The sequence below is a fragment of the Tissierella carlieri genome, from assembly GCF_018917285.1.
Taxonomy (GTDB): Bacteria; Bacillota; Clostridia; order Tissierellales; family Tissierellaceae; genus Tissierella; species Tissierella carlieri.
The window spans coordinates 117,793-144,583 of the sequence record NZ_JAHLOH010000027.1; the positions used below are offsets into that span (position 1 = coordinate 117,793).

General features: G+C 30.4%; 30 protein-coding genes. 8 read left to right on the forward strand and 22 right to left on the reverse strand.

Annotated features, from left to right (window positions below; translation table 11 throughout):
* Positions 1 to 4 precede the first annotated feature (4 nt).
* From KQI38_RS08350 to rpsF, 13 genes are all read right to left on the reverse strand, one after another.
* On the reverse strand, positions 5 to 529 hold the full coding sequence (locus KQI38_RS08350) for a transcription repressor NadR (protein WP_216558046.1): 525 nt from the start codon (positions 527 to 529) through the stop codon (positions 5 to 7).
* Between the two features lie 115 nt (positions 530 to 644).
* Positions 645 to 1,625 carry an ATP-binding protein gene (locus KQI38_RS08355; RefSeq protein WP_216558049.1) on the reverse strand — a complete coding sequence of 327 codons (981 nt, stop codon included), beginning with the start codon at positions 1,623 to 1,625 and terminating at the stop codon, positions 645 to 647.
* A gap of 2 nt (positions 1,626 to 1,627) precedes the next feature.
* Positions 1,628 to 2,722 (reverse strand): DnaD domain protein, encoded by a 1,095-nt coding sequence (locus KQI38_RS08360; protein ID WP_216558052.1) that lies wholly within the window; start codon positions 2,720 to 2,722, stop codon positions 1,628 to 1,630.
* 22 nt (positions 2,723 to 2,744) lie between these two features.
* Positions 2,745 to 3,338 (reverse strand): GNAT family N-acetyltransferase, encoded by a 594-nt coding sequence (locus tag KQI38_RS08365; protein ID WP_216558055.1) that lies wholly within the window; start codon positions 3,336 to 3,338, stop codon positions 2,745 to 2,747.
* Between the two features lie 66 nt (positions 3,339 to 3,404).
* Positions 3,405 to 4,832: a hypothetical protein gene (locus tag KQI38_RS08370; RefSeq protein WP_216558057.1), complete on the reverse strand. Its 1,428-nt coding sequence runs from the start codon at positions 4,830 to 4,832 to the stop codon at positions 3,405 to 3,407.
* Positions 4,833 to 4,869: 37 nt separating this feature from the next.
* Positions 4,870 to 6,204 carry a replicative DNA helicase gene (gene dnaB / locus KQI38_RS08375; protein ID WP_216558059.1) on the reverse strand — a complete coding sequence of 445 codons (1,335 nt, stop codon included), beginning with the start codon at positions 6,202 to 6,204 and terminating at the stop codon, positions 4,870 to 4,872.
* Between the two features lie 13 nt (positions 6,205 to 6,217).
* Complete coding sequence (rplI, locus tag KQI38_RS08380; protein WP_094898677.1) at positions 6,218 to 6,664, reverse strand: 50S ribosomal protein L9; 447 nt, start codon at positions 6,662 to 6,664, stop codon at positions 6,218 to 6,220.
* Positions 6,661 to 8,661 carry a DHH family phosphoesterase gene (locus KQI38_RS08385; protein ID WP_216558062.1) on the reverse strand — a complete coding sequence of 667 codons (2,001 nt, stop codon included), beginning with the start codon at positions 8,659 to 8,661 and terminating at the stop codon, positions 6,661 to 6,663. Before KQI38_RS08385 ends, rplI begins: the two co-directional genes overlap by 4 nt.
* Before the next feature lie 10 nt (positions 8,662 to 8,671).
* Entirely contained in the window at positions 8,672 to 9,628 is a 957-nt protein-coding gene (locus tag KQI38_RS08390; protein WP_216558064.1) for a DUF2232 domain-containing protein, read from the reverse strand.
* Between the two features lie 11 nt (positions 9,629 to 9,639).
* Positions 9,640 to 9,960, reverse strand: a complete 321-nt coding sequence (locus KQI38_RS08395) for a MazG-like family protein (protein ID WP_094898675.1) — start codon at positions 9,958 to 9,960, stop codon at positions 9,640 to 9,642.
* 218 nt (positions 9,961 to 10,178) lie between these two features.
* Positions 10,179 to 10,403, reverse strand: a complete 225-nt coding sequence (rpsR, locus tag KQI38_RS08400; RefSeq protein ID WP_094898674.1) for a 30S ribosomal protein S18 — start codon at positions 10,401 to 10,403, stop codon at positions 10,179 to 10,181.
* Positions 10,404 to 10,418: 15 nt separating this feature from the next.
* Entirely contained in the window at positions 10,419 to 10,850 is a 432-nt protein-coding gene (locus tag KQI38_RS08405; RefSeq protein ID WP_094898673.1) for a single-stranded DNA-binding protein, read from the reverse strand.
* A 20-nt stretch (positions 10,851 to 10,870) separates the two neighbouring features.
* Positions 10,871 to 11,152, reverse strand: a complete 282-nt coding sequence (rpsF, locus tag KQI38_RS08410; protein ID WP_216558067.1) for a 30S ribosomal protein S6 — start codon at positions 11,150 to 11,152, stop codon at positions 10,871 to 10,873.
* 222 nt (positions 11,153 to 11,374) lie between these two features.
* On the opposite strand from rpsF, the gene KQI38_RS22610 reads away from it, so the two are divergent.
* From KQI38_RS22610 to KQI38_RS08445, 7 genes are all read left to right on the forward strand, one after another.
* Entirely contained in the window at positions 11,375 to 12,277 is a 903-nt protein-coding gene (locus KQI38_RS22610) for a substrate-binding domain-containing protein (protein ID WP_216558070.1), read from the forward strand.
* Between the two features lie 11 nt (positions 12,278 to 12,288).
* Entirely contained in the window at positions 12,289 to 13,146 is an 858-nt protein-coding gene (gene pstC / locus KQI38_RS08420; protein ID WP_216558074.1) for a phosphate ABC transporter permease subunit PstC, read from the forward strand.
* Complete coding sequence (gene pstA, locus KQI38_RS08425) at positions 13,147 to 13,974, forward strand: phosphate ABC transporter permease PstA (RefSeq protein ID WP_216558077.1); 828 nt, start codon at positions 13,147 to 13,149, stop codon at positions 13,972 to 13,974.
* Positions 13,967 to 14,734, forward strand: coding sequence for a phosphate ABC transporter ATP-binding protein PstB (gene pstB / locus KQI38_RS08430; RefSeq protein WP_216558080.1), 768 nt, complete (start codon positions 13,967 to 13,969; stop codon positions 14,732 to 14,734). The genes pstA and pstB overlap by 8 nt, the downstream gene beginning before the upstream one ends.
* A 39-nt stretch (positions 14,735 to 14,773) precedes the next feature.
* The gene (gene phoU / locus KQI38_RS08435; RefSeq protein ID WP_094898668.1) at positions 14,774 to 15,439 is read left to right on the forward strand and encodes a phosphate signaling complex protein PhoU; all 666 of its coding nucleotides are present in this window, start codon (positions 14,774 to 14,776) and stop codon (positions 15,437 to 15,439) included.
* 173 nt (positions 15,440 to 15,612) lie between these two features.
* Positions 15,613 to 16,290, forward strand: coding sequence for a response regulator transcription factor (locus KQI38_RS08440; protein WP_216558086.1), 678 nt, complete (start codon positions 15,613 to 15,615; stop codon positions 16,288 to 16,290).
* A gap of 3 nt (positions 16,291 to 16,293) precedes the next feature.
* Entirely contained in the window at positions 16,294 to 17,469 is a 1,176-nt protein-coding gene (locus KQI38_RS08445; RefSeq protein WP_216558089.1) for a sensor histidine kinase, read from the forward strand.
* 105 nt (positions 17,470 to 17,574) lie between these two features.
* On the opposite strand, the gene KQI38_RS08450 is transcribed toward KQI38_RS08445, so the two are convergent.
* Positions 17,575 to 18,759: an aminotransferase-like domain-containing protein gene (locus tag KQI38_RS08450; RefSeq protein ID WP_216558092.1), complete on the reverse strand. Its 1,185-nt coding sequence runs from the start codon at positions 18,757 to 18,759 to the stop codon at positions 17,575 to 17,577.
* Positions 18,760 to 18,990: 231 nt separating this feature from the next.
* On the opposite strand from KQI38_RS08450, the gene KQI38_RS08455 reads away from it, so the two are divergent.
* The gene (locus KQI38_RS08455; protein ID WP_216558095.1) at positions 18,991 to 19,746 is read left to right on the forward strand and encodes a TraX family protein; all 756 of its coding nucleotides are present in this window, start codon (positions 18,991 to 18,993) and stop codon (positions 19,744 to 19,746) included.
* A gap of 48 nt (positions 19,747 to 19,794) precedes the next feature.
* Here the strand turns inward: KQI38_RS08455 and KQI38_RS08460 are convergent, their stop codons facing one another.
* The 8 genes from KQI38_RS08460 to KQI38_RS08495 form a co-directional block, all read right to left on the reverse strand.
* Complete coding sequence (locus KQI38_RS08460) at positions 19,795 to 20,943, reverse strand: AI-2E family transporter (protein ID WP_216558098.1); 1,149 nt, start codon at positions 20,941 to 20,943, stop codon at positions 19,795 to 19,797.
* Positions 20,944 to 21,019: 76 nt separating this feature from the next.
* Positions 21,020 to 22,366, reverse strand: coding sequence for a hemolysin family protein (locus KQI38_RS08465; protein WP_216558100.1), 1,347 nt, complete (start codon positions 22,364 to 22,366; stop codon positions 21,020 to 21,022).
* Positions 22,367 to 22,571: 205 nt separating this feature from the next.
* Positions 22,572 to 22,805 (reverse strand): DUF951 domain-containing protein, encoded by a 234-nt coding sequence (locus KQI38_RS08470; protein WP_216558155.1) that lies wholly within the window; start codon positions 22,803 to 22,805, stop codon positions 22,572 to 22,574.
* Positions 22,805 to 23,680, reverse strand: coding sequence for a mechanosensitive ion channel family protein (locus KQI38_RS08475; RefSeq protein ID WP_216558103.1), 876 nt, complete (start codon positions 23,678 to 23,680; stop codon positions 22,805 to 22,807). The genes KQI38_RS08470 and KQI38_RS08475 overlap by 1 nt, the downstream gene beginning before the upstream one ends.
* A 16-nt stretch (positions 23,681 to 23,696) precedes the next feature.
* Complete coding sequence (locus KQI38_RS08480; protein ID WP_216558106.1) at positions 23,697 to 23,963, reverse strand: putative Se/S carrier protein; 267 nt, start codon at positions 23,961 to 23,963, stop codon at positions 23,697 to 23,699.
* Between the two features lie 9 nt (positions 23,964 to 23,972).
* Entirely contained in the window at positions 23,973 to 24,575 is a 603-nt protein-coding gene (gene yedF / locus KQI38_RS08485) for a sulfurtransferase-like selenium metabolism protein YedF (protein WP_094898660.1), read from the reverse strand.
* Between the two features lie 291 nt (positions 24,576 to 24,866).
* Positions 24,867 to 25,496: a hypothetical protein gene (locus KQI38_RS08490; protein WP_216558108.1), complete on the reverse strand. Its 630-nt coding sequence runs from the start codon at positions 25,494 to 25,496 to the stop codon at positions 24,867 to 24,869.
* 65 nt (positions 25,497 to 25,561) lie between these two features.
* Entirely contained in the window at positions 25,562 to 26,647 is a 1,086-nt protein-coding gene (locus KQI38_RS08495; protein WP_216558111.1) for a DUF5711 family protein, read from the reverse strand.
* Positions 26,648 to 26,791 lie beyond the last annotated feature (144 nt).

Sequence of the window (26,791 nt, forward strand, 5' to 3'; positions counted from 1 at the left end):
CATCCTAGTCTTCTTTTATCAAGTATTTTTTTTCTAAAAGGACTTCCTTTATTCTCCTTAATGTATCTTCATCATCTACTTCTATAGTATGTAGATGAACACCACCTGTCAGAGAGGATAGCGGCTCTGCTTTAGTAGTTTCTAAACTATCTATAAATAATTCTAAATCATGTCTAGATCCTATTTGTAATTGAGACTTTATTTCTCCATATAAGGGATGCTCTACTATTACATCTATAACCCTTCCCCCTAGATCAACTATTGTTCTAAGTTCCTCTTCTAGCTCAATATTATTTTTGTGAGTACAAACTATGGTCTTCGTTAATCTTCTTTTTTCATGGATTTTAGGTATTAAATATCCTTGAGGGGTAGCAAGTATATTTTCTCCTCTAGCCCTTAATATTGCAATATCTTGAACTATTACCTGTCTACTGACTTCTAGCTGTTCAGATAAATCTGTTCCTTTAATGGGTCCTTCTGCTAACTCAAGGATATTAAGTATTTCCTGTCTTCTCTCATTTGCATCCATAGATTTTCCCCCCTTTTATTCAGTGAATAACTAATAGCTGAAAAGATTAAAAAATATTTTATTCTATTATGGTTTTATAATTATTCACTTTTCACTCTTCACTATTCACTATAATTTACTCCCATCTAAGGTCATGTCCATAAAATTTAAGTGGAATAAATTTATCTAATATCCTTGAAAATACTCTATCTGTATAGGTCTCAGATATTTCTTTTGGTGTCAAGTTAGTTGATATTATTGTCTTCTTACCTGCTATTATTCTGGTATTTACAATATTAAATATTTCTGCATTTGTGAAAGTATTAGCTACTTCTGTACCTAAGTCATCAATAATTAGTAAATCTGCTTCAAATAGTAATTTATATTGATAATCATTGTTATCTTTACCATCTTTCCCAAATCTATGTCTTTCTATTATTTCTAGTATTGTAAAGGCGGTTTGGTATATTACTATTTTATTTTTATCTAGTAGAGATTTAGCCATACAATTGCATAGAAAGGTCTTTCCCAATCCTGTTGTTCCATAGAATAACAGATTCTCCCCATTATTTTCATTAAAATTGCTAATAAAGCCTTCCGCAATGCCTACTATATCTATCATATTTTCCCTAGGTGTCATCCTTTCATTTCCAAAGGGCTCATCTTTAAATATATTAATATCAAAGGTCTTAAAGTTTTCTTTCTGGAGAACATTTTCTATATTAGACATCTTATAAGCACGAGATACTAATGCCTGTTTCAAACAATTACATTGATTACCATTGTCTAGATACCCTGTATCTTTACAAGTTTCACAATCATACCTTATATCCATATAATCTACAGGAATATTAGATTCCGTCATTAAATAAGCTTTCTCCATCTTCAATTTTTCAATTGTTTTCCTTGCCTTTTCTACACTTTCTTTATAGTTGTCAGGATTGCCTATTATATATTTAGACACAGAAAGTCCAGTTCTTAAAATATCCTCATCTATTCTTTTAATTGCTGGTATCTTTTTATAGACTTTTTCTTTTCTTATTCTCTGTTCATGTAGTTGTCTATCTCTTTTTCTTTCATATTCAATTGATAACTCTTTTAATATATCCTTATACATACTTATACTTCTCCTTTTGCCTTCTGATTATAGGCTTCTCTCTTCCTTCTTGCAATACCTTCCAATTCTTCTGAGGTATATTTATCCGTTCTTTGCTCAAAATTATGAAACCTTGTCTTAAGTGGAACGTTCTTTATTTGAGAAGGTTTTGCCACCTTATATTCTTTTTTCTCTTTAGGCTTATCCTTTTCTTCAATATCTTCTAAGGTCTTTATATTCTTTTCATTCCAAGATTTTAATACTCCATCAATATAATTAACGCTAGGATTTGCAGTCTTAGATGAAGATTCACATCCTTTGAGGACCATTTCTAAAGAGAATTTATATTCTTCAAACCATTTGTCAATAACTTTCATCTCACCCTGTGAAATAGTTCTATTATCGAATCCTAAGGCCCTCATAACTTTTTGATATCTATAAAACTTTTCATCCTGAGTTCTAAAATGTTCTATTACTGTTTCCATGTTTGTAAGTCCACTATCATACCAGTTTCTTATAATTCCCTCTATATAATTTACATTTCTAACTCCTTTTCTTTCAACTCCATAAGAAAAGGCCTTTTCGATTACATCTGGATTCATATTATAATCTTGTATCCAAGATAATATTTTTTGTTTCTCCGTAGTTTGGGTTTGCCTTCTCATTATATCATCTATACGATTAAACATTTTATTTATTGCAGGTATTTGATTTGCGTCTATTAAATCTTGAGGCGTAATTGATTTTGGTTTTTTAATGGTTTCTTCCTTATTATTAAATAAACTAAGGTTATTTTTTATGTACAATTGCTTTAGATTCAAGAATTTTACCTTGTAATTATATTTATCTTCTTCATTCACTGCTATCTTTTTTATTATTCCTTTACTTTCCCAAAAGTCCCAAGCTCTTAATACATCTTCCAAAGGTATTTCTAAATGTTTTGCTATTATCTGATTATTTACCTCTATCTTCTCATCTCTGTCATGAGCATATTTATATCCTAATAGATATACCTTAACATAGGTTCCATTCGCCATTGGCATAAAATCATTTATAAATATATTTTCTATAGGAGTATCTCCTAAATCCATATCTGTAGTTTCAAGGGTGAAACTCATATTATCAACTCCAATAATATCATTATTTCCTTAGTTCAAAAAATCTTTTCTTATTCAAGACCATTTTGTAAATATAATTATATATCTTTTTATCTGTTATTACAAAAGAAGATTTTTCTTCTAAGTAATAGATGCTAGATAAATCTAATTCAGAGTCAAAAAATTCATCTAAATAGTATCCAATAGGCTTAAATCCAATCTTTTGATAAACTCTGTAGGCTCTTTTATTGAATTCAGCTACTTCTAATATCATTTTCTTCATTTTCATATCGGTAAAATAATGCTTTAAAAATGTATCTAAAATTTCTGTTCCATATCCTTTATTTACCTGATTTGGATCTAAAACTATACCTAGTGTGGATTCTCTTTTAATTACTTTTATATCCTTAATCCCCATATATCCTATCAATTTTCCTTCTTCATTTCTTATACCATAATATTTATTAAATAGTCTATTTGCCTTCATTGCATACCATATCTTTATTTCCTTATCATTCATTGGTGGAAAATTATAGTCCTCTATTAAAGGATTTTCGTGAGTTCCCCATTCCCTCATAAGAAATACATCTTTAAGTTGTAACTCTCTAATGATAATTCTTTTCCCCTTTATTTCCAACTTTATCACCTTCTTGATAAAATTATTACTTCGAGAATTGACCTCCCGAAGTAAAATAAGTCTAGTTTAAAATTTCAAATAATCCACTACTCCATTATTATCCATCCATTGTTTCTTAGATTCCATCAATATTTCTATATCATCATCTAATTTACCATATATTCTAGAGTAAGTCTTTTGAAAAAACAACAAATCGTTATATGTTAAATAAGGATAGTCATTTCCACCCATTGTTCCATCAGGTCTGTAGGAATAGTGCAGATTTTTATCTGTTTTTATCCATTTATCTCTAGTAATTTTTACCCCTTTTAACATTTTTAATCCTATATCTTCAAAAGATTTTTCATTTTCTATTTCATACATCTTTAAAAACCAATTTGCTGCATGAATATGATGATTTAGAGATACATGAGTAGGCTTATACATTGCTTTATAAGCATAATCTTGTACCAACCATCCTTCTTCTCCATCTGTATTAAAAACCTTATAATGATTTTTATAAATATGATTTGAATAATAATTGGCTAATTCTAAATACGAATCTCTAAATTTAGAATAACCAAACTTTTTATATGCTTCTAGATAAGTATCCCCAATGTCTGCATTAAATCTTGTATCAAAGAAACCTGCTCCTATGTCATAATCAGTTTTTAGCCAATTACTTTCAGGCAATGTGGGTAAATATCCTTCTTCATTTATATTATCTGAACCTATAAGCAAGAAGGATCTTCCTAATATATCTGCTGCAAGGCTTCCTCCAGTTTTTATCCAAGATTGAACTATATACATGGAAGGATTTCTCCAAAATGAATTTTCAGTAGCTGGTCTATAGGAGTCTGGGCTTTTATAATAATAACCATCCTCTGCAAGCCTTGAGTTATTGCTTATATCGTAGTTACTCCATATTTTTCTTTGGTTTTTATCATCTAAGTTTACTAATCTTTTATCAGAGCCTACTCCCCACATTATACCATGATAATCTTTCATGTTTTTATAGTTATAGGTTACTTTCCAGTATCCCTCTTGTTTTTCAATTTCAACTGGATATATTTCTGGATAGCTATCTTTTGTACCATTTCCCAAATCCTTATAAGAATAAGCTTGGGAAAGTATCATACTGTATTTATCTGTTTCTACTATTAATATGGTTTTTAATGGCAATTTGCCATCTTTTAGCTCTCTTGATATTAGTTTCTTATTTTCATCAAAATAATTTATTTTGCCCTTATCTCCTGGGATAAGATAGGATGTAGTATAATTCCCTTTATTTGAATTAAAATCTACTCTTCTTATGAAGAAATGTCCTTCACCTGTATAACTAATATTTCTTTGTTCATAAGAAATATCTCTTATTCTATATTTAGTTGTTATATCAGAAACATTTTCAAATTCATTATTTATATATGACTCACTATTAACTAAAGGAGGTTTACTGCAACTTAACAATGATAATATTATAAATATAAAAATAATCTTAACAATAAGGTTTTTCATCAAAACCCTCCTTTGTGATTACTATTTATTTATATTATTACCCTTCTCTAATCATATTAACAAATTTCGTGAATTCTTTCTTAAATACCAACTCTATACTTCCAGTTGGTCCATTTCTATGTTTTGCTATAATCACTTCTCCAATATTTTTCTTTTCTGAATCGTCATGATAATATTCATCTCTATACAAAAATAATACAACGTCAGCATCTTGCTCTATAGCTCCAGATTCCCTCAAGTCAGATAATATAGGTCTATGATCAGCTCTAAGTTCTGGTGCACGGCTAAGCTGTGATAAAGCTATTACAGGACATTCCATTTCCTTAGCTAAAGCTTTCAATCCCCTAGATATAGCTGATATTTCTTGCTGTCTGCTCTCTTGATGTCCATCCAGTTGCATCAACTGTAAATAGTCTATCATTACAAGATCTAGACCCTTCTCTATCTTTAACCTTCTACATTTTGCTTTCATTTCCATTAAGGAGATTCCAGCAGTATCATCTATGAAAATATTTGCTTGAGATAAAGGACCCATGGAGTTTATAACTTGAATCCACTCTTCTTCGGATAATCTTCCTGAAATTATCTTTTGAAGATCCACATGTGCTGTAGCAGAAATCATTCTTTGTACTAATTGCTCTTTGGACATCTCTAAAGAAAATATCGCTACATTAGCATTAGCCTTTAAGGCGGCATTAGTCACGATATTTACAGATATGGCAGTTTTTCCCATAGAAGGTCTAGCTGCCAATAAAACCAAATCTGATTTTTGTAGTCCTGATAGTTTATTATCCAAATCTATAAACCCTGTTGTTAAACCTGTTAAACTTCCTTGATTTGCAGCCCTTTCTTCTATTTGAGAGAAACTAGATAATAACACTTCGTTAAGAGGTGAAAAGCCTTCTCTATGCCTACCTTGAGTAATATCGAATATAGATTTTTCTGCCTTTTCTATTATGGAATTTACTTCATCAGAGTTTTCATAAGACTTAGCTATTACATCATCACAAGACTTAATCAGTCTCCTAAGTATTGATTTCTCTTCCACTATCTTACAATAGTATTTAACATTAGCAGTGGTAGCTACTGCACTTGATAGATTTGCCAGATAAGTGACTCCTCCAGTATTCTCTAATGTTCCTCTCCTTTTAAGTTCCTCTGATAACGTAATTAAGTCTACTGGTTCATTTTTATTAAATAAGACTAATATCGCTTCAAATATTTCTCTATTAGCTTCTTTATAGAAGTCATCTGGTCTAATTATTTCTATTACAGTGTTTATAGCTTCTTTATCTAAAATCATAGCTCCAAGAACAGATTGCTCTGCCTCTAAGCTATGGGGAGGAATGCGTCCAATTAATTGGTTTTCCACTTTTCCCACCTCATTATTGTTCTTTTACGCTAACATTTAATTTTGCTAACACCTCAGCATATACTCTTACATCTACACTGGTCACACCAAGGGATTTAATATTATCCTTTAGCTCTATTTTTCTTTTATCTATATCTATTTTATGTTGTGACTTTAATGCATCAGCTATATCCTTAGAAGTAATGGAACCAAAAAGTCTCCCACCTTCTCCAGCTTTTCCTTGAATTACTACTGTAATATTTTCTATTTTTTCTTTAAGCTTTAAAGCTTCATTATGCTCATTCTTCTTTCTTTCTTCTTCTTTTGCCTTTTCTTCTTTCCATTTCTTTAGATTAGCTGGTGTAGCCTCTATTGCATCTCCTTTTGGCAACAGGAAGTTTCTAGCATAGCCATCCTTTGCATTTACTAACTCTCCTTCTTTACCCAAACCTTTTACATCCTTTAATAAAATTACTTTCATTCTTCCTCACCTTCCCTTAAAAATTTATCTATGGTTTCTGTAAGTATATTTTCCGCTTCATCCATGTTTACATTATCTAATTGAGTACCAGCACTAGTCAGATGACCTCCACCGCCAAGGCTTTCAAGTATTAATTGTACAGAAATATTTCCTAAAGACCTTCCACTAATATGAAGTTTATGATTTACATAAGTCATTACAAATGAAGCCTCAACACCATTTATATTAAGTAATTCATTCGCAGCTTGTGCAGCTATTAGGAGTGAATCTTCCATTTGAGCTTCAAGCCTACCTATAGCTATTTTATCAAAAATAATCTTTGAAGATTTTATTACTTCTGCCTTATATATAAATGTATTATAATCATCTCTAAATAATTGTCTTACTACTGTAGTATCTGCTCCTGCCCGTTTTAATGTAGAAGCTGCCTCAAAGGTTCTAACTCCTGTTTGAAAACTAAAGTTCTTCGTATCTACTGTAATACCTGCCATTAATGCCTCTGCTTCAAATTTTGTCAAATTAATTTTATCACTCATATAAGACAATACCTCTGTAACTAATTCGCAAGTAGAAGATGCATAGGGTTCTAAATACGTTAAAACTGGATCTTTGATAAATTCTACTCCTCTTCTATGATGATCTATAACTACTACTTTAGATATGATATCTAGTATCTCTGGTGCCTCTGTAAAGCTTGGTTTATGGTTATCTACTACAACCATCAAAGAGCTATCATTTGCTAATAGTAGGCCTTCTTCTGGGGTTATTATCTGATCTAAAATTTGAGGCTCTTCCTTTACCATTTTATCATAAATATTCTTAATAGAAGGATTTTCACCACTTAAAATCAAATATCCTTCCTTATTCCTATCCTTCACCGCACGTAACACCCCTATACCTGCACCAAAGGAATCCATATCTGGGTTTTTATGCCCCATTACAAATACTTTATCTGCTTGGTCTATAAGTTGTCTTAGTGCATATCCTATTACCCTAGACTTTACCTTATTTCGTTTTTCTATAGCCTTTGTTTTTCCACCATAAAAGCTTAATTGATTTCCAGCTTGAACTACAGCTTGATCTCCTCCTCTACCTAAGGCAATGTCTATAGCTGCTCTTGCTTTCTGATAGGATTCAAATGGATTATTCCCTTCTGCTCCAACCCCCATACTTAATGTAATAGGTATTGTATTTCCTAAATCTAATTCTCTTATTTGATCAAGTATGTCAAATTTCTTACTTTCTATATTTCTAAATCCATTATTTTCTATAATAATAAAATATTTATCGTTCTCATATTTCCTTATAATCCCATTATATTTAGCAAAATAAGAGTTAATATTTTTATCTATCTCTGCCATTACTAATGGTCTATTTATTTCTGGAGTGTTGTTTTTTACATCATCATAATTATCTACATATGCTAATACTACTACTAATTTTTCTCTATTATATCTTTGCTCTAAACTTACTAAGCTTGTATTATCTACCCAATAAAGCATTACTATCATACTATTGGTGCTATTTGTTTTTTTTGTATCCACTAGATTTGGATATACCTTATAATTCTTCTCTCCATACTTTATATCCAATGGCTTCATATCATTTTCTTTAAATATGCCATCTAAATTAAGTCCTGGTATTAGATCAGATATTTTTTCGTTTAATAAATCTGTTTCACCCATCATCTTTAGAAAAGGCGTATTATACCAAGATATATTTCTATTCTCATCTAACATAACTAGAGGAAAAGGCATATTAAATATCGCATGTTTGGTTGCAGATTCAAATTCATCTCCCAATCCTTCTACATACTTTTTAAATTCCTTTTCTCTCCTACCAACACTTCTTATATTATAGAAAATCAAATAACCTATTAAAACAATGCCTATTACAGAAAGTATGGGTTGATAGAATGATAAAACAATGATTAATAAACCAATTGTTATGAGGTAAATATAGCTATCCTGCCATTCAAATATCTTTTTATTTTTCATATTTATCCTCCTATAAGGATTTTGGTCTCCTTATTTTTCTTATATCAAAGATTGTATCTAATATACCTATAAAAAATATTATACTACTTATAGGTATAAATACGATATTTAAAGATAAGATTAAAATCCTGAATATCAAACGCATTTTAGCCTTAATTAAAAGGAAATCTAATACTGCCAATCCTTGGATAAAAAATATAAAACCAACTAAAAACGTAAGGTTAAATAACAATGCTTCATGGTATTGTATCTCTAATTTTTTTATTATAAATGCTGTTAAAAGCATTACTCCAATTCCAGGAATAATATTATTAGGTAATTTAAACCTAGAAAATCTTTGGAGGTTAACAGTACCATATCCCATTTTCCTAAGTATTATTGATGAAAAAAACAAATTAGCATAACTTACACTCAAGGAGAAGATCGCCATTAATGATGGAATCAGTACGATTATTGTCTTATAAGTACTTTCCAATAAATCTGCTGTTTGAAGAATTTCATACTTTGTCATTCCCATTTCATTCAACATATCTATTTGCATAGCTAATATCTGTCTAAAATTTTCTTCTAATTGTTTCACAAAATTTAGATTTAATATTGTTCCTTCAAAAGATATAAGAATTAAAAAGGAAAGAAAGAATGCTACAGTAGAAATTAAAATGGTGTCAAAACCACTTTTTCTATTGTTGATACAATAGTTTATGGCAATGCTCAGCGGTGCGAATATTAAAATAAGCGAAGCTGCTGATGAAAATCCAAGAAGTGCACCCACTATTAAAGATGATGCTATTATGCTTATTATATTGGTATATATACCATTTCTTACACCTAAAACTACAAATGGTAGCGGAATAAATAACATTAGTAAAGGCACGAAATGAATTCCATAGACTATGTATAAAGCCATAATAGATATTACAACTATACTCTCAACAGTACTTTTCTTTATCTTACCATTATTATTCAAAAATTTCACCTCTAATCTTTATGTTGATCAATAAATTCAAGCAATATACTTAAATCTCCATACCATCTTTCTATTTTGTGCTCCTCTATTAAGTTGAGTTTAATATTATCTCTTAATGCGGCTTCTATACCTTCATAACTTAATCCTAATCTTTTACCTAAAAGTAAAGATTCTAATATAAGATTGGAAATAATATCTTCAAGATTTTCTCTTGTATTTTCTTCTCCATTTGCCAAAGTAGTATAAAGATTAGCAACAGTAGTAAGTAGTTGAGCTTTAAGCCATTCTACAGTTTTCATATTCTTTATAATATCTATGTCTTTATTTTTCATCCCATTCCCATCCTTTAATTTTATATTTTGGCCTTATTAAAATAATACAAAGTATGGGGACATAAGTCAAATAAAAAGTCTTAAAATTTCCCGCAGTTTCGCAACTCAAATCTATTTACTCGCTACCTCTATCTACCCCGTAGGGCATAATTCAGTGGTGTCCGCTAGGACCTATCGTTCGCTAAGTTAGGTCATAAAAAAAGAGAGGGTATCCTCTCTTATTCTGCACTATATGGTAATAATGCTACTTGTCTTGCTCTTTTTATAGCTGTTGTAAGCTCTCTTTGATGTTTTGAACAGTTTCCAGAGATTCTTCTAGGAAGAATTTTTCCTCTTTCTGTTATATATTTTTTAAGCTTATTTATATCTTTATAATCTATATGAGTTGATTTGTCTACACAAAAGCTACAAACTCTTTTTCTTGGTTTAAATCTTCTTTGCATCTTCTTACCCTCCTTCTAGAATGGAATGTCATCATTATCAGTGGGATGAAAGCCTTCTATACCGCCAAAATCTAGGCTAGTATCATTAAAGTTCTGAGATCTATTTGCATCTCCCCATTCTAAGAATTCAACATTGTTAGCTACAACATCTGTTGTATATCTTCTAACACCATCTTTTTCATAAGAACCCGTTTGAATTCTGCCTTGAATACCTACTAATCTACCTTTTACTAAGTAATTAGCACAGTTTTCAGCAGGTTTACCCCATACAACTATGTTGATAAAATCTGCTGTAGGTTGATTTTTAGATTCCATTTCTTGTTTTTTCTCTCTAGAAAGCCCCCTGTCAACTGCTATGCTAAATCTAGCAACTGCAGTACCACTTCCAGGTATATACCTTAGTTCAGGGTCTCTTGTCAATCTTCCTATTAATACAACATTATTCAATATTCTCACCTACCCTTAGATTATTCATCTTCTCTAATGATCATGTGTCTCATAATGCTGTCAGAAATTCTAGCAACCCTATCTAATTCTTTTACTGCCTCCGGTGTACCTTCAAAATTCATAAGTACATAGTATCCTTCGCCAATATCATCAATTAGATATGCAAGCTTTCTAGTTCCCCACTCATCAATGTTTGTAATAGTTCCTTCCTTTTCAATTATACCCTTGAATCTGTCAAGAACTTGAACTCTCTTTTCCTCTTCATTTGGTAAAAAGATAAACACTGCTTCGTATTTTCTCATATGTTTCACCTCCCTATGGACTGTCGGCCCTATCCTAAAGATAGAGCAAGGATTTACCAAAGTATTATATCATTAATAAATAAAGTATGCAAGAAATTTAAAATACTTTTTATAAAATAATTATGTCCAGATTTTACATAAACTTAACATTATCATAACAATAGATTTAACATTCTCCTTATATACTGAAAACAAATAAAGAAATTAAAGGGAGGAAATAAAGTGAAAAAGATAGTTATTTTAGCATTATCATTTGTTTTAGTGGCATCACTTCTTGCAGGATGTAAATCAAATAATCAAGGCGGAGAAAATGTAAATACTGATAATAATAAAAATGGATTTGATACATCAAATGAAATCGTAGTAGTTACTAGAGAAGAAGGCTCTGGTACTAGAGGTGCATTTGTAGAGTTAACAGGAGTAGAGGAAAAAGATGGCAGTGGTAAAAAAGTTGATAGAACTACAAAAGAAGCTATCACTCAAATGAAAACAGATACTGTACTTACAACAGTTGCTGGAAACGAATATGCAATAGGCTATGTATCAACAGGTTCTCTTAATGATACAGTAAAAGCGTTGAATGTAGATGGTATAGCTCCTACAACTGAGAATATCAAAAATGGAAGCTATAAAATAGCCAGACCTTTTAATATAGCAACAAAAGGTGAAATTTCTGAAGTATCTAAGGATTTTATAGATTTTATAATGAGCAAAGAAGGACAAGAAGTTGTTTCAAAAAACTATATAGCTATAGATGATAATGCAGCCCCATATAGCGGTTCTAAACCAAGTGGTAAGATAGTAGTAGCTGGTTCTTCATCTGTTACTCCAGTTATGGAGAAGCTTAGAGAAGCTTATATTGCAATTAATCCAAATGCTCAAATAGAGGTACAACAATCTGACTCATCAGCTGGTATGCAAGCTGCTATAGATGGTACTGCTGATATAGGAATGGCCTCAAGAGCTTTAAAAGACAGTGAAAAAGCAGAACTTAAAGATGTTGCTATCGCATTAGATGGTATCGCAATAATTACTCATCCAGCAAATACTTTAACTGATATATCTTTAGAAAATGTAAAAAATGTATTCATAGGTGAACTTATTAACTGGAGCGACATTAAATAGAGGGTGATTAAATGAAAACAAAATTCTTTGAAAAGCTTATGGAGATAATATTTTTTATCTCCGCTTGTGCTTCTATAGTATCAGTAATTTTAATATGTTATTTTATGTTTGCCAATGGAATACCGGCAATTGGAAAAATTGGAATATTTAATTTCTTACTTGGTAAGGATTGGTCTCCTTCAAATATCCCACCATCATTTGGAATATTTCCTATGATTGTGGGAAGCATCTATGTAACGGCTGGTGCTATAGTTCTTGGAGTGCCTATTGGGATTTTAACTGCCATATATCTAGCGAAGTTTTGCCCAAAGCAAGTTTATAAATTCTTAAAACCTGCAATAAATCTAATGGCTGGAATTCCATCTATAATATATGGATTTTTCGGTCTTGTTGTGTTAGTGCCTTTGACTCGAGAATTATTTGGTGGTACAGGAAGTAGTATACTAACAGCTTCTATACTTCTTGGCATAATGATTTTGCCAACCATAATAGGCCTTTCAGAAGCAGCTATTAAATCAGTACCTAGCAGCTATTATGAAGGGGCTATTGCCTTAGGTGCAACCCATGAATATTCAATATTTTTCGCAATGCTGCCTGCAGCAAAATCAGGAATCCTTTCATCTATAGTCCTTGGAATTGGTAGAGCAATAGGAGAAACCATGGCAGTAATTATGGTAGCTGGAAATCAAGCTCGTATGCCTAAAGGATTATTAAAAGGAGTACGTACTTTAACTGCTAATATTGTAATAGAAATGGGCTATGCAGCTGAACTTCATAGAGAAGCATTAATCGCAACTGGGGTAGTATTATTCGTATTTATACTACTTATAAATGGATTATTCTCTGTTCTTAAAAGGAAGGTGGCCTAATTGAATAGATTAAGTAAATTGATTAAGGGACTTGTCATATTTTCAGCTTTTGCAACCTTCTCTATACTATTTATTATCATTGGATATATATTAATTAAAGGTATTCCCTATCTAAAGCCTTCTTTATTTGCTTTAGAATATACTACAGAAAATGTTTCTTTATTTCCAGCAATAATCACTACTCTTATAATGACTTTTTTAGCATTATTAATTGCTTGTCCTATTGGCATATTCACTGGATTTTATCTTGTTGAATATGCAGAAAGTGACAATAGATTAGTTGAGATAATAAGATTAACAACAGAGACATTGTCGGGAATTCCCTCCATAGTATATGGTTTATTTGGATTGCTATTCTTTGTAACAACTTTAGGTTGGAGTTTTTCAATGGCTGCTGGGGCTTTTACTCTTGCAATTATGATCCTCCCCCTTATAATTAGAGCAACGGAAGAAGCCCTCCTAGCAGTGCCTAATACTCTTCGTGAAGCAAGCTTTGGTCTAGGTGCGGGTAAATTAAGAACTATATTCAAAATAGTTTTACCTACGGCTATGCCTGGAATATCTTCTGGCATTATCCTTGCAATAGGTAGAATTGTAGGTGAAACTGCAGCACTTATATATACTGCTGGTACAGTTCCACAGGTACCAAAAAACTTGTTTTCATCAGGTAGGACTTTAGCAATTCATATGTATTCCCTTTCCAGTGAAGGATTATATACTAACCAAGCATATGCAACTGCTGTAGTGCTTTTAATTGTTGTAATAGGAATTAATGGATTATCATCCTTAATAGCTAAAAAATTATCGAAAGGGGATTTAAATGGATAAAATTATAGTTGAAAATTTAGATTTATATTATGGGAGTTTTCAAGCTCTTAAAGATATAAATATTAATATAGAAAAAAATTTAATAACTGCCTTTATTGGACCATCTGGTTGTGGCAAATCTACATTTCTTAAGACTCTTAATCGAATGAATGATTTAGTTGAAGGATGTAGGATAGAGGGAAGTGTTCTATTAGATGGAAAAAATATATATAGTAATGGTAATGGCAATGGAAATATAGATGTAAATCTTCTAAGGAAACGTGTCGGTATGGTTTTTCAAAAGCCAAATCCATTTCCTATGAGTATATACGATAATATTGCCTTTGGTCCTCGCACACATGGTATAAAATCCAAAAATATTCTTGACCAAATTGTAGAGAAAAGCCTTATTAATGCTGCAATATGGGATGAAGTAAAGGATAGATTAAAAAAGAATGCCCTTGAATTATCTGGAGGACAACAGCAGAGAATTTGTATAGCAAGAGCTTTAGCTGTTGATCCAGAGGTATTGCTACTAGATGAGCCCACTAGTGCCCTTGACCCTATATCTACTGCTAAGATTGAAGACTTAGTTCAAGAATTAAAAGATAATTATACTGTCGTTATGGTAACTCATAATATGCAGCAAGCGACTCGTGTTTCAGATAAAACTGCATTTTTCCTATCAGGAGAATTAATAGAATTTGGAGCTACTGATGATATATTCTCTAAGCCAAGGGATAAACGTACTGAAGATTATATAACTGGAAGATTTGGATAAAATATATTTTTATTATCAATTATAGAAGGGGTGATGTATATGAGAAGTAGGTTCGATAAGGAATTAGATTTATTAAATGAAGAACTTACAGATATGGGTAGTATAGTTGAAAGTTCCATAGAGGCAGCAGTTACCGCTCTTATAGAGCAAGATGCCGAGCTTGCAAGAAGGATTGTGGAAAATGATAAAGAAGTAGATGATATAGAGAAAAGTATTGAAAGAAGATGTTTAAAGCTATTGCTACAGCAACAGCCTGTAGCTAGTGATCTAAGAATGATATCATCAGCATTAAAGATGATTACAGATATGGAAAGAATTGGAGATCAGGCTGCTGATATTTCTGAAATAACAATAAGACTTGTTGGGCAAAAATATATAAAGAAACTTAACCATATTCCTCAAATGGCGAAAGCTACAATAAAAATGGTAAGAGATAGTGTAGATGCATTTGTAAGAAAAGACTTAGAACTTGTAAAAACTGTTATAGACTATGATGATGAGGTTGATGGGTTATTTCATATTGTTAAGAATGAATTAATTGAGCTTATTAGGGAAAGTGTAGAAAACGGCGAGCAAGCTGTTGATTTACTTATGATAGCTAAATACCTAGAAAGAATTGGAGATCACGCAGAAAATATTGCAGAATGGGTTTATTATTCTATTACTGGAGAACATTATGTGAGGAATTTTGAATTACCTAAGTGACATTTGGCTATAAATTTAAAATTATGAATTAGAAAAGTTAAACCAAAGAAGAAATCTTACTCTTCTTTGGTTTTATAATATATCTTATATTATGTTTAATGATATAATTGAATTGTACGAATTGATTGTGAACTGTGAATTGTGCATTTTGCATTGTATGAAGGGGTGATTTTATGAAGACAATTTACTGTGTTGAAGATGATGAAAGCATTAGAGAATTAGTTATTTATGCATTAAAAAATAATGGATTTGAAGCTAAAGGTTTTGAATGTGCTGATGACTTATATAATGAGCTCCAATTTAAACTTCCAGACTTGATTGTACTCGATATAATGCTGCCCGGCGAAGATGGATATGCTGTGCTCGCCAATATAAGAAGAAATAACAGTACCAAAGATATACCAATAGTTATGCTTACTGCAAAAACCAGCGAGTATGATAAGGTAAAGGGTCTTGATATGGGAGCTGATGATTATATTTCCAAACCTTTTGGAGTAATGGAATTAATATCTAGAGTTAATGCCGTTCTTCGTCGTAGTATTAGATTAGAAGATAAGCAAAGTTTAATATCTATAGGTAATCTTTGTTTAGATGAAAAACGACGAATTGTAACAGTAAGTGAAAAGGAGGTAAATTTAACTTTTAAAGAATTTGAACTTCTACATTATTTATTAAAAAATAAAAATATTGTTTTATCTCGGGATAAAATAATGAGTGAAGTATGGGAAACTGATTTTGAAGGTGAAAGTAGGACTGTAGATGTTCATATTAGAACTTTGAGATTAAAACTTGGTGATGCTGGTAAAATTATTCAAACCATAAGAAATGTAGGATATAAGATAGGAGGTTAGGACTTGGATAAAAAAATATATTATAATTTGGCAGCTATAGCTACCATAACGGCGGTTATTACCTCCATTGTCTTAGTCTTTTTATTCTACGGATATTATAATCCAAAGGATATTAGAAGTAGTATTGACATCCATGTCTATGAATCTAATTCTGTACCACCAGAGAAACATTCCTCTTCCTTTTATGATTTGAAAGTAGATAATAAAGTAGTCAGAATATCTAGACCTATACAAGATATAAAATATGTTTTCATAGGTATATTACCTGCCATGGCAGGACTCTTAGTATTTATCTTAATATTTTTATATATTATCTCATCTATTTTAACATCAAAGATAATTAAACCTATACAACTAGCCTCTCATAATATCGAGAGTATATTATCTGGGGAAAATGTTAAGGAGGCTACAATATATGAAGAACTGGAGCCCTTCGTTAGAACTATTGAAATACAGAAAAAGGAAATTGAACATTATATTAAAAGTTTAAAAGAAGCAGAAAAAATACGAAGGGAATTCACTGCTAATGTATCACATGAATTAAAAACTCCTCTCACTTCTATTAACGGCTTTGCAGAAATGATAGAAACTGGAATGTCGAAAGGAGACGATATTCAAAAATCTGCTGCGATTATCCGAAAAGAAGGTAATAGGCTTTTAGGACTCATAGATTCTATTATTAAACTATCTCAACTCGATGATGTATCTATTAAAAGAGAAATTTCTTCAATAGATCTATTTTCTATAGCACAATTTGTGTCCTCCAATCTAGAAATTAATGCAAGGGAAAAAAATATATCTCTAAATGTAACTGGAGAAAGTACATTGATCAAAGGAAACCAGAGAATGATTGAAGACTTGGTCTTTAATCTAGTAGATAATGCTATAAAATATAATAAACCCAATGGTAAAGTAGATGTACAGATATTTTCCAATAATATATGGGGGGTTATTAAAGTTAGTGATACTGGTATAGGTATTCCTTCAGAGCATCAAAATAGAATATTTGAAAGATTTTATAGAGTAGATAAATCTCGATCGAAAAAGGTAAATGGTACTGGCCTTGGCTTATCCATAGTTAGACACACTGTAGAACACCATGAGGGTCAACTATCTCTTTCAAGTATTGAAGGTAAAGGAACTACTATAGAAATAAGGCTGCCTAAGGTTGATGTTTAATTGTTAATGTTAAATTAATAAAACCTTCATTCCTTAAAGTTTATCTCTCTAAGTAAAATGAAGGTTTTATCTTTATTTATTAATCTTCTAATTCAAAATTTATAACTATCTTATAGCATCTTTTATTACTTTTCCAAGTCTCTTGATACCCTCGACTATTCTTTCTTCATCCATGTTTGAATAATTTAATCTAAAGGTATTTTCATTTCCACCATTCGGGAAGAAAGATCCACCTGGAACATATGCAACATTTTGTTCTAAAGCCTTTAATGCTAATTCTCTAGCATTCATATATTCAGGTAGCACTACCCATGTAAATAATCCTCCCTCAGGATAGGTATAACTAACGCCTTCTGGAAATTCTTCTTCTATGGTTTTCATCATTACATCTCTTCTTTTTCTATATATATCAATTATTTTTTGAATATGTTCATCTATATTATAAAGTTCTAAGAATTTTGCTGCTTCCATTTGTGAAATAGTACTTGACTGAAGGTCAGCTCCTTGTTTCACAAGTATAAATTTGCTTAAAAATTCTGGTGCAGCTGCTACCCATCCAAGTCTTAAACCAGGGCAAAGAATTTTTGAAAAAGTACCTAAGAAAGCTACTCTTCCCTCTGTATCAAAATGTTTAACTGCTGGTAGGATTTCACCTTCGAATCTTAATTCTCCATATGGATTATCTTCAACTACTGCAACATTATATTTATTTGCTAATTCTACTAATTTAATTCTTCTCTCTACAGACCAAGTCTTGCCTGATGGGTTTTGGAAATCTGGAATAACATAAATAAATTTAATATTATCATTACTCTTAAGCACTTCTTCTAACTCTTCCATATTCATACCATCTTTGTCTGTAGATACTTCTATAAATTTTGGTTCATAAGCCTTAAATGCATTGATAGCACCTAGGTATGTAGGGCTTTCGCAAACTATGATGTCGCCTGGATTAATAAATATCTTAGCCACAAAATCAAGTCCTTGCTGGGACCCACTAGTCACTAATATGTTTTCAGCCTTAACATCTACCTTTACTTTTGCCATTCTTTTTGCTATAGCTTCCCTAAGTGGTTGATAACCTTCAGTCGGCCCATATTGCAATGCTTGAGCTCCTGTATTCTCTAAAACCTGTCTTCCAATTTTTATGAATTCTTCTATTGGAAATGATTCTGGGGCTGGCATACCACCAGCAAATGAAATAATATTAGGTTGTTGAGTTAATTTTAACAATTCTCTAATTTCTGAAGCCTTGATGTTGTCCATACGCTTTGCATAGTTTAATGACATCACACGCACCTCCATTAAATTTAGGTTTCGCTTATAACCTTAATTATAGTTTACTATTTAATTATGCAATTGTCTAACATTTTAATACAATTTGAGGGAAAAAACACAAAGTTCATCTATTGGGAATATTGCGAAAATAGATAAATTTTTTACATTTATTTTATTTTGACCTTGTTTGCTATAAGTAAATGTTATAAAATCAAATTATTATATTACTAGGAGGATTTTAGCATGAGAGATTTAATTACAGAGCCTAATAAGACTGGATTGTCAGGTTATAATCTAAAAATGATTGCTATTTTTGCAATGCTTATTGACCATATGGCTTGGGCATTTGTTCCAATAGGCAGTGTTTTAGGTCAAATAATGCATTTGATTGGTAGACTTACAGCACCTATTATGTGCTATTTTATAGCAGAAGGCTATCATCATACTAGTAATTTGAAAAAGTATACCTTGAGATTAGGGATTTTTGCTATTATTTCACATATTCCATTTTATTACTTTATGAATGGTCAATTACCTATTACCTTCGACAATGGCATTCAATTTAAGCTTCAAACCTCTGTTATGTATACTCTTTTTCTCGGATTAATATCTCTTATAGTTTGGAACGATGAAAAATTAAGCAAAACAATAAAAATGATTCTAATATTTGGTCTCTGTATTATAGCGACCCCAGGTGACTGGAGTTTTATTGCAGTTCTATGGATATTATTTTTCGGAATAAATGCTAATAATTTTAAAAAACAAATATGGAATTTTATTGCTATAGCAAGTCCTATAATAATTAGTCCTTTTTTAATGTTTACTAGCAATAATAACAATTGGTATTATCAGATATTCCAAATAGGAATACTCTTAGCTATTCCTATTCTTAAACAATATAATGGAAAACCTGGAGGAAGTAAAAATTCTAAATGGATATTCTATATATTTTATCCCTTACATTTACTAATAATTGGTATAATAAAATATGGATTCTAGCAATAATAACCGCCAAGTTAATTTGGACGGTTATTATTATTTATAACGCTATATTTTTTTCACTTTTTTCAGTTTTAATCTGTAGTTTATAGATTCACTTAATAATGTATATATTATTGAACCGATTGGAATAAATAGCAATATTCCTAATACTCCAAATAAGCTTCCTCCTACTGTTACAGCAACAAGTATCCATATAGACGGAAGACCTGATGCCTTGCCAACAACATGTGGATATATAAGATTTCCCTCTATTTGTTGGATTATCAAGAACATTATTATGAACCAAAATGCCATTTTGGTATCTACAACTAAAATTAAAAAAACGCCTACTGCACATCCTATAAAGGCACCAATCATTGGAATAAGCGCAGTTATAGCTATAATTATGCTTATCATAAGAGCATAAGGGAATCCAAATATATTCATTGAAATAAAGAATAATCCGCCTATTATTAAGGCTTCTAATAATTGACCCGTTAGAAAACTTGAAAATATATTATTTGATAAATTCCCAATATAAAATATTCTATTGGCAACTTTTTCTGGAAAAAATGCAATTATGAATTTTTTTGCTTGTCTAATTAAAGTTTCCTTTTGTAATAAAATATATATAGAAAATATAAAGGCTAATGCAAATTTAACAATTCCATTTATTATTGAAGATGCAAATGTAAATGTAGAACTAACCCAGTCCAAAGCGCTGCTTTTAAAAAATGATATAATATTTTCTTCAATAGTTTCCCAGTCGATATTTATATTATTTACCCACTCAACTATTTGTTTATTACTTTCAAGATTTTCCTTTATAAAGACTTGTAAGTTAGCCCAATAGGAAGGAAATTTTTCAGCCAAATCTTGAGCTGTACTAACTAGTTCTGGAACTATAATAAATGAGACAATAAAAATAATAGCTATAAATATAAGTAGTGTAAGTAAATAGCTTACTGGTCGCTTAAATTTTTCTTTTGTTTTTCTAAATACTCCCTTATTCCCAAATAACCTTGTCTCAATAAATTTCATTGGATTATTAAGTACAACTGCCATTGCAAATCCTATTATAAATGGAGAAAATATTGCAAACATCTTAGATATTGCCATCCATACTACTGAAATATTTTCTAATAACCACATCAATATAATTGCAAAAGAAATTAAAAATATAGCATTCTTCATATGTTTCGATTTAATATCCATTAAGACACCTTCCTTTAGCTTAATATACCAAAAAGTCAGGTACTTCAACATTAATATTGTACCTGACTAATTATAATTATTTTTCTTCTTGAAAACAATTCTCTTCTGTTTTTGTAAGCATTATACGTACCATTTGTACTCTTTTTTCGTTAATTTCTTCTATATGAAATTCAATATTTTCATATTCAACAATTACCTTTTCACCATCATCAGGTATATAACCTATTATATCTATTAACAAACCTCCAAGGGTATCATAATCTTCTGAATCCTCATCTAATTTTGTACCAAGATTACTGTTCAACTCTTTAATCGATATTGCTCCCTTAGCTATGAAAGTCATATCGTCTATTTTTCTAATGTCTGGTTCATCATGGTCGTATTCATCATCTATGTCTCCCACTATTTCTTCAATCAAATCTTCCATAGTGACGATTCCTGAAAACCCACCATATTCGTCTATCAAAATAGCCATATGCTTTCTTTTACTTTGAAGCTCGTTAAATAAATCATTAATATTCTTACGTTCAGGTATAAAATATGCTGGACGAAGAATCTTTCTAATATCTACATTATTAAATCCAACTTTATATGCTTCTAGTAGGAAATCTTTAATATAGAGTATACCTAGTATATCGTCTACATCCCCTTCATATACAGGGATTCTAGAATATTTAAGTTCTAATAATTCACTAAGATATTCCTCTATCGGGTCCTCTAGGTCAATCATAAAAACTTCAGTTCTAGCAGTCATAATCTCTTCTGCTAATTTATCATCAAAGCCAATTACACTATTTATCATCTCTCGTTCTATAGGGTTAATTACACCCTGCTCTTGCCCTACTTCTACCATTGAACGAATCTCTTCTAATGTAATCTTTTCCTCTACACCAACAGTACTAATTCCAAAAATACGCATGATTGTATTCGTAGAAAAAGATAAAAAAGTAACAAAAGGACTCATTATCTTAGCTACTATACTTATAGTTTTAATTGCAAACATTGAAAATTTTTCTGCGTTTTGAAGAGCTATTCTCTTTGGCACAAGCTCCCCAAATACAAGAGTGATGTACGACAGTATTAACGTTACTAATACAAAAGCAATATCCTTCGCAAAAGGTAATCCAATACTTTCTAATAATTTTCCAAAATCATCTGAGATTCCTACAGCTGCAGATGCAGATGAGAAAAATCCTGCAAATGTGATTCCTACCTGTATTGTAGATAAAAATCTTGAAGGCTCATTTAAAATTTCTATTAACATTTTTGCCTTCTTGTTACCCTCTTCTGCTTGGATGTTTAACCTTTTCTTATCAACTGATACCATTGCCATCTCCGATGCAGCAAAAAAAGCATTTAATAGTGTCAATACCAAAATTAAAAGCAATTGTCCTGCTATCGGGGCCCCAGATTCATCTCCCATTTCTCTCCTCCTAATTTTAAGTAAAATATCTATGTAAATATTATATATAATAATATAAAATCATATTTTATATTGTTTGTCAATTCAAATAAGTCAAATAAGGATTTTCTACACTTTAATTATGACCTATCTCATTATTATTTACTAATATATATTCTAAAAAACAAACTACACAATTATATTGTATAGTTTGTTTTTATACTATTTAATCTTCTTCATTCTCTTTCCCCTTGTAATGAACTATACTAATCCACTTATCATCTACTAAAATCTTTCTAATTCGTTTATCAAAGTCTATTCTAGGTATCCAAATTTGTCTGTCACATCCCAAGCATTTGAGCTTTATATCTGCACCAGTTCGTAGGATTTCCCATTTGTTTTCTCCACAGGGATGCCCTTTTTTTAAAGTTATTACATCTCCAACTTCATATTTTAATATCATTCCTCTTTACCTCCAAATATTACTCTTCTTGGATAAGGTATATCAATATTTTCCCTATGGAAGATTTCTTTTACCTTTTTCCTAATCTCTCTCTCCACAGCCCATTGTTCCATGGGCTTAGTCTTAGCTATAATTGTAATTGATACACTAGATTCTCCTAAGTCAGTAATGCCTAATATAGTAGGTCCATCTAATATAGCATCATTACTAGATTTAATATCTGCACAAACCTTTTCCAGTATCTTAACTACCCTATCTATATTTTCTTCATATGTCACAGATATATCTACTAATGCCCGCATGGCTCCTCTAGTTTTATTTGTTACAACCTGAACTCTTCCATTAGGAATTATATGCAAATCTCCAGAAAAATCTCTAAGCTTTGTAACTCTTAAACCTAATTCCTCCACAGTGCCTTCTAAAGATTCTATTTTAACATAATCTCCTACAGCATATTGATCTTCAAATAAAATAAAGAATCCAGTGATAATATCTTTAACTAAGGATTGAGCGCCAAAACCTATAGCTAATCCCCCGATCCCTGCTGTAGCTAATATTGATGTAGTATTGACGTTGAACATTTCTAAAATCATCATTATACCTATGAAGTATAAGACATACTTAACAATCTTTTTTAGTACTTCACCGATGGTATTTGCTCTCCTATTACTTATAAAAATATTATTTCCTTTTTTATTTCTTAGAGCTTTATCTATAAGTTTATTAGTTAAGGAGATAACTATCTTTATTGCTATTATTATTATCAATATCTTCAATAATTTTCCTAAAATATTCAACTGTCCATTACTAGTTTTCAAGTAATCATCAGTAAAATACCTGATAGTATTTGTTATATGTCTGATCTTTTCCATATAATCAACCTCAATATCATATTATCCTTTCAGCACTACTCTTTTGTCCATCCTTAGTATACTTATATATGCCATCTATATTTATTTCATCACTATTTACCATTTCCTTTACCTTAGGAAGATCATCTAGTGCAAAAATAATAGCTAATCCACAGCTAACTGTAATTTCTCTAGGCGTAGGTATAGTTCTAAAACTTATTCCTTTTTCCTTAAATACTCCTTCTGCCTGTATTGTGTGATGAGTAGATTTGTAGGTAGTTACTCCGTAAGTCTCTTTTCTCATTGCTGTCTCCTATCCAATGTTTATGGTATTATTTGCATTTCTCATTTTTTCATATATGCTATACATATTTCCTATTTCTCCAGCTTGAAGCTTATCCTTTATATTATAATAATCTAAACATGTTCCACAGGATATAATTTCAACACCTTCATTAGCCAGTGCTTTTAAATCCTCTAGAACTTCTGAACCTTCACAAGTTAAATAAACTCCTGAATTAAAGAAAACTATAGTTGCCGGCCAAGGGGTAGTTTCTTTCACTGTATAGATAAAACTCTTCATTAAAATCTTACCTAATTCTTCTCCGCCAACACCCATCTTATCTGAACCAATAGCAATAGTTAAATCCTTAAATGTATCTGGAATACATACATTTGAATTTGGTTCCTCTCCTATACCGCCTTTAGTAATATGAATGTAATATTCATTTTCTTTTCCTTTATCAATTATAAAGCTATATCCATAGGATGCAGCTAGTTTTGAAACATTATCTTTAGCTACTTCATTATCTACAATAGTAGTTACTATTCCACTAGATAAATTATCTAATTCCTTTTTTGTCATTATAACTGGTTTTGGACATACTTGTCCTCTTGCATCTACTTCTATTCTCATTATTATTCCTCCTATATTTTCAATTAATTATATTATACTAGTTTTATATATTGACCATAAAACTATTTATAAATGTTATATATTTTTATTTAGTATAGATATAATTAATAGCAAAAGCTTCCTATAAAGCATTAGAGGTAGCTTTTATCGACCACTGTATAAGCGGCCTTGCACGAAATCAAAGATTTCGGCAATCTGCTTAAAACTCATTTATGTCAGGTTCTTAAAATAAAAATACAAAAGTAGAACTTTCCTATTCATTATAAGAAAGAAAATCCCGTTGTTCTGGGATTATCTTGATTCCTTTATTCCACTATATATTATTTTAATTCCAAACAATATAATGACAGCAGGCACTAAATATGATATAAATTTCCAAAATCCAATTTTTAATAAATCCTTAGACCCTAATAAAGATATAGCAGAAGCAATTAACATTATAACAGATATATTTCTTGGCCAATCTATGTTTTCTTTTCTATATCCTATAACATATGCAATAAAGAAAGCAATAGCAAACAATAAAAACCTTGTCCAGCTTACATCAGTTGTAGCCGTTTCCTCAATTAAACTGTTAATACTCATTGCAGATAGTAAAGTTCCTAATATTAGAAAACCTTTATTTCCATGCTTTCCATATAGTACTAAAGATATGATACCAAATGTCAATTGATATATAAAGGATTTTACACTAATAGCTGTAAATAAGTATTCATCTATAAGAGCTACAGATGATATTCCAAGGAGAAGTAAACCTGCTATTAAATAGACCATATTACCTTTTATTAGATCCCATACTATTAGTCCTACTGCCAATATAAATAATAGCCAATCAAAAGTAAGTAGACTTAAATTCATAAGTAAAAACATTAAACCTATAAATATTAATATTACACCTAAAGAATAATTTTTTCTAGTCATTTTACCCCTCCCATTTAATTACTCATTATACTAATGAATATACCCATAATTAGACATCTTTCACCTTATTTTTTATTTGATATGCTATATGTCTTTATTTCTTCTGGTCCCCATATTAGTATCTGATCTTTGGAAGTAAATACTTCAATTATATTATCATTATGTTTTAATATCTCCTTTTTTCCTTCTACTATAACTATATTATCGTCTCCATAGAGTAAAAACCTTTGTTCAAATGGCAATATTTTCTTATAATCCTCTGTAAATCCAATTTTTTCTTCTGTATTTCCATTGAAATCTATGGTCTCTAAGTAATTACTATATAAAATATAAATTTTATCTTTTCCAAGATAAATATCTTTCATTAAATCAAATTCTTTTTTCCACATTATTTTATCATCTTTAATGAAGTATAGAGAACGATCACTTAGTGCAATAATCTCATTCTTCGATGTAAAATTAAGATATACCACTATTTCTCCTTCAATATCTAGTGAACCTAACTTTTCCTTATTTTCACCATAATATTCTATTTGTGATTTTAATATTCCTTCATTTAGATTTAATAAGGATATAGCAGCTCTTGTTCCATTTATATTTGAAACACAAGTAAGAATATTCTTATCCTCATATGAATAATTTCCAAACACTACTCTATCTTTATCTAATATCTTTATACTTTCCACATCTGAATTTTTTATGTGATAAATAAGGTTCTGGTGACTTTCCTTTAAATTAAATATCTCCTCACCAAATTGCAACTTATCTATAGTTTTTCCATCCTTATCAAAAGAATAAATGTCACCAGTAGACTTGTCCATTACATAAATATGTTTATCTCCGTAATGAACAAATGGATCTTCGAAATTAAATTCCTTTTCCATAATAAGTGTACCATCGGTTTCCATAAAAGATATTTTGTTATTATTATATTTTACAACTGTTTCATTATATATATTTATATTTTGTATATCGTCTTCATTTTCGAAAGAGTTAACTAACTTTAAAACCTTTTCTTTGCCTCCAATGAAATCTAAAATTTTAGCCAATCGTTTTTGATTTTCTTCTCTTAATAAAAATATACTTAATATAAGGAATACCATAATAAATATTTTAAAGCCTTTAAGACTTGATTTCTTATTTTCTTCCATATAACCGCTCCTTAAATCAGTAGTTATTATCTTAATTTATTATATCATATACTCAAATTGTATAACAATTTAACAATTATTGCTATTATACTTTTATTTTTTCAATAAATTTATTAGATTTCTAAAATTTAAAAACATATATTA

Bases quoted from the DNA above. Each gene is read 5' to 3' on its own strand.
- KQI38_RS08490 (WP_216558108.1), bottom strand. From the start codon at position 25,496: ATGACTAGAAAAAATTATTCTTTAGGTGTAATATTAATATTTATAGGT.
- pstB (WP_216558080.1), top strand. From the start codon at position 13,967: ATGGATAAAATTATAGTTGAAAATTTAGATTTATATTATGGGAGTTTT.
- KQI38_RS08465 (WP_216558100.1), bottom strand. From the start codon at position 22,366: ATGGGAGATGAATCTGGGGCCCCGATAGCAGGACAATTGCTTTTAATT.
- KQI38_RS08360 (WP_216558052.1), bottom strand. From the start codon at position 2,722: ATGAGTTTCACCCTTGAAACTACAGATATGGATTTAGGAGATACTCCT.
- KQI38_RS08370 (WP_216558057.1), bottom strand. From the start codon at position 4,832: ATGAAAAACCTTATTGTTAAGATTATTTTTATATTTATAATATTATCA.
- yedF (WP_094898660.1), bottom strand. From the start codon at position 24,575: ATGAGAATAGAAGTAGATGCAAGAGGACAAGTATGTCCAAAACCAGTT.
- KQI38_RS08350 (WP_216558046.1), bottom strand. From the start codon at position 529: ATGGATGCAAATGAGAGAAGACAGGAAATACTTAATATCCTTGAGTTA.
- KQI38_RS08385 (WP_216558062.1), bottom strand. From the start codon at position 8,661: ATGAAAAATAAAAAGATATTTGAATGGCAGGATAGCTATATTTACCTC.
- rplI (WP_094898677.1), bottom strand. From the start codon at position 6,664: ATGAAAGTAATTTTATTAAAGGATGTAAAAGGTTTGGGTAAAGAAGGA.
- KQI38_RS08455 (WP_216558095.1), top strand. From the start codon at position 18,991: ATGAGAGATTTAATTACAGAGCCTAATAAGACTGGATTGTCAGGTTAT.
- phoU (WP_094898668.1), top strand. From the start codon at position 14,774: ATGAGAAGTAGGTTCGATAAGGAATTAGATTTATTAAATGAAGAACTT.
- rpsR (WP_094898674.1), bottom strand. From the start codon at position 10,403: ATGCAAAGAAGATTTAAACCAAGAAAAAGAGTTTGTAGCTTTTGTGTA.
- rpsF (WP_216558067.1), bottom strand. From the start codon at position 11,152: ATGAGAAAATACGAAGCAGTGTTTATCTTTTTACCAAATGAAGAGGAA.
- KQI38_RS08495 (WP_216558111.1), bottom strand. From the start codon at position 26,647: ATGGAAGAAAATAAGAAATCAAGTCTTAAAGGCTTTAAAATATTTATT.
- KQI38_RS08475 (WP_216558103.1), bottom strand. From the start codon at position 23,680: ATGGAAAAGATCAGACATATAACAAATACTATCAGGTATTTTACTGAT.
- KQI38_RS08480 (WP_216558106.1), bottom strand. From the start codon at position 23,963: ATGAGAAAAGAGACTTACGGAGTAACTACCTACAAATCTACTCATCAC.
- pstC (WP_216558074.1), top strand. From the start codon at position 12,289: ATGAAAACAAAATTCTTTGAAAAGCTTATGGAGATAATATTTTTTATC.
- KQI38_RS08450 (WP_216558092.1), bottom strand. From the start codon at position 18,759: ATGTCATTAAACTATGCAAAGCGTATGGACAACATCAAGGCTTCAGAA.
- KQI38_RS08440 (WP_216558086.1), top strand. From the start codon at position 15,613: ATGAAGACAATTTACTGTGTTGAAGATGATGAAAGCATTAGAGAATTA.
- KQI38_RS08355 (WP_216558049.1), bottom strand. From the start codon at position 1,625: ATGTATAAGGATATATTAAAAGAGTTATCAATTGAATATGAAAGAAAA.
- KQI38_RS08460 (WP_216558098.1), bottom strand. From the start codon at position 20,943: ATGGATATTAAATCGAAACATATGAAGAATGCTATATTTTTAATTTCT.
- KQI38_RS08395 (WP_094898675.1), bottom strand. From the start codon at position 9,960: ATGAAAAATAAAGACATAGATATTATAAAGAATATGAAAACTGTAGAA.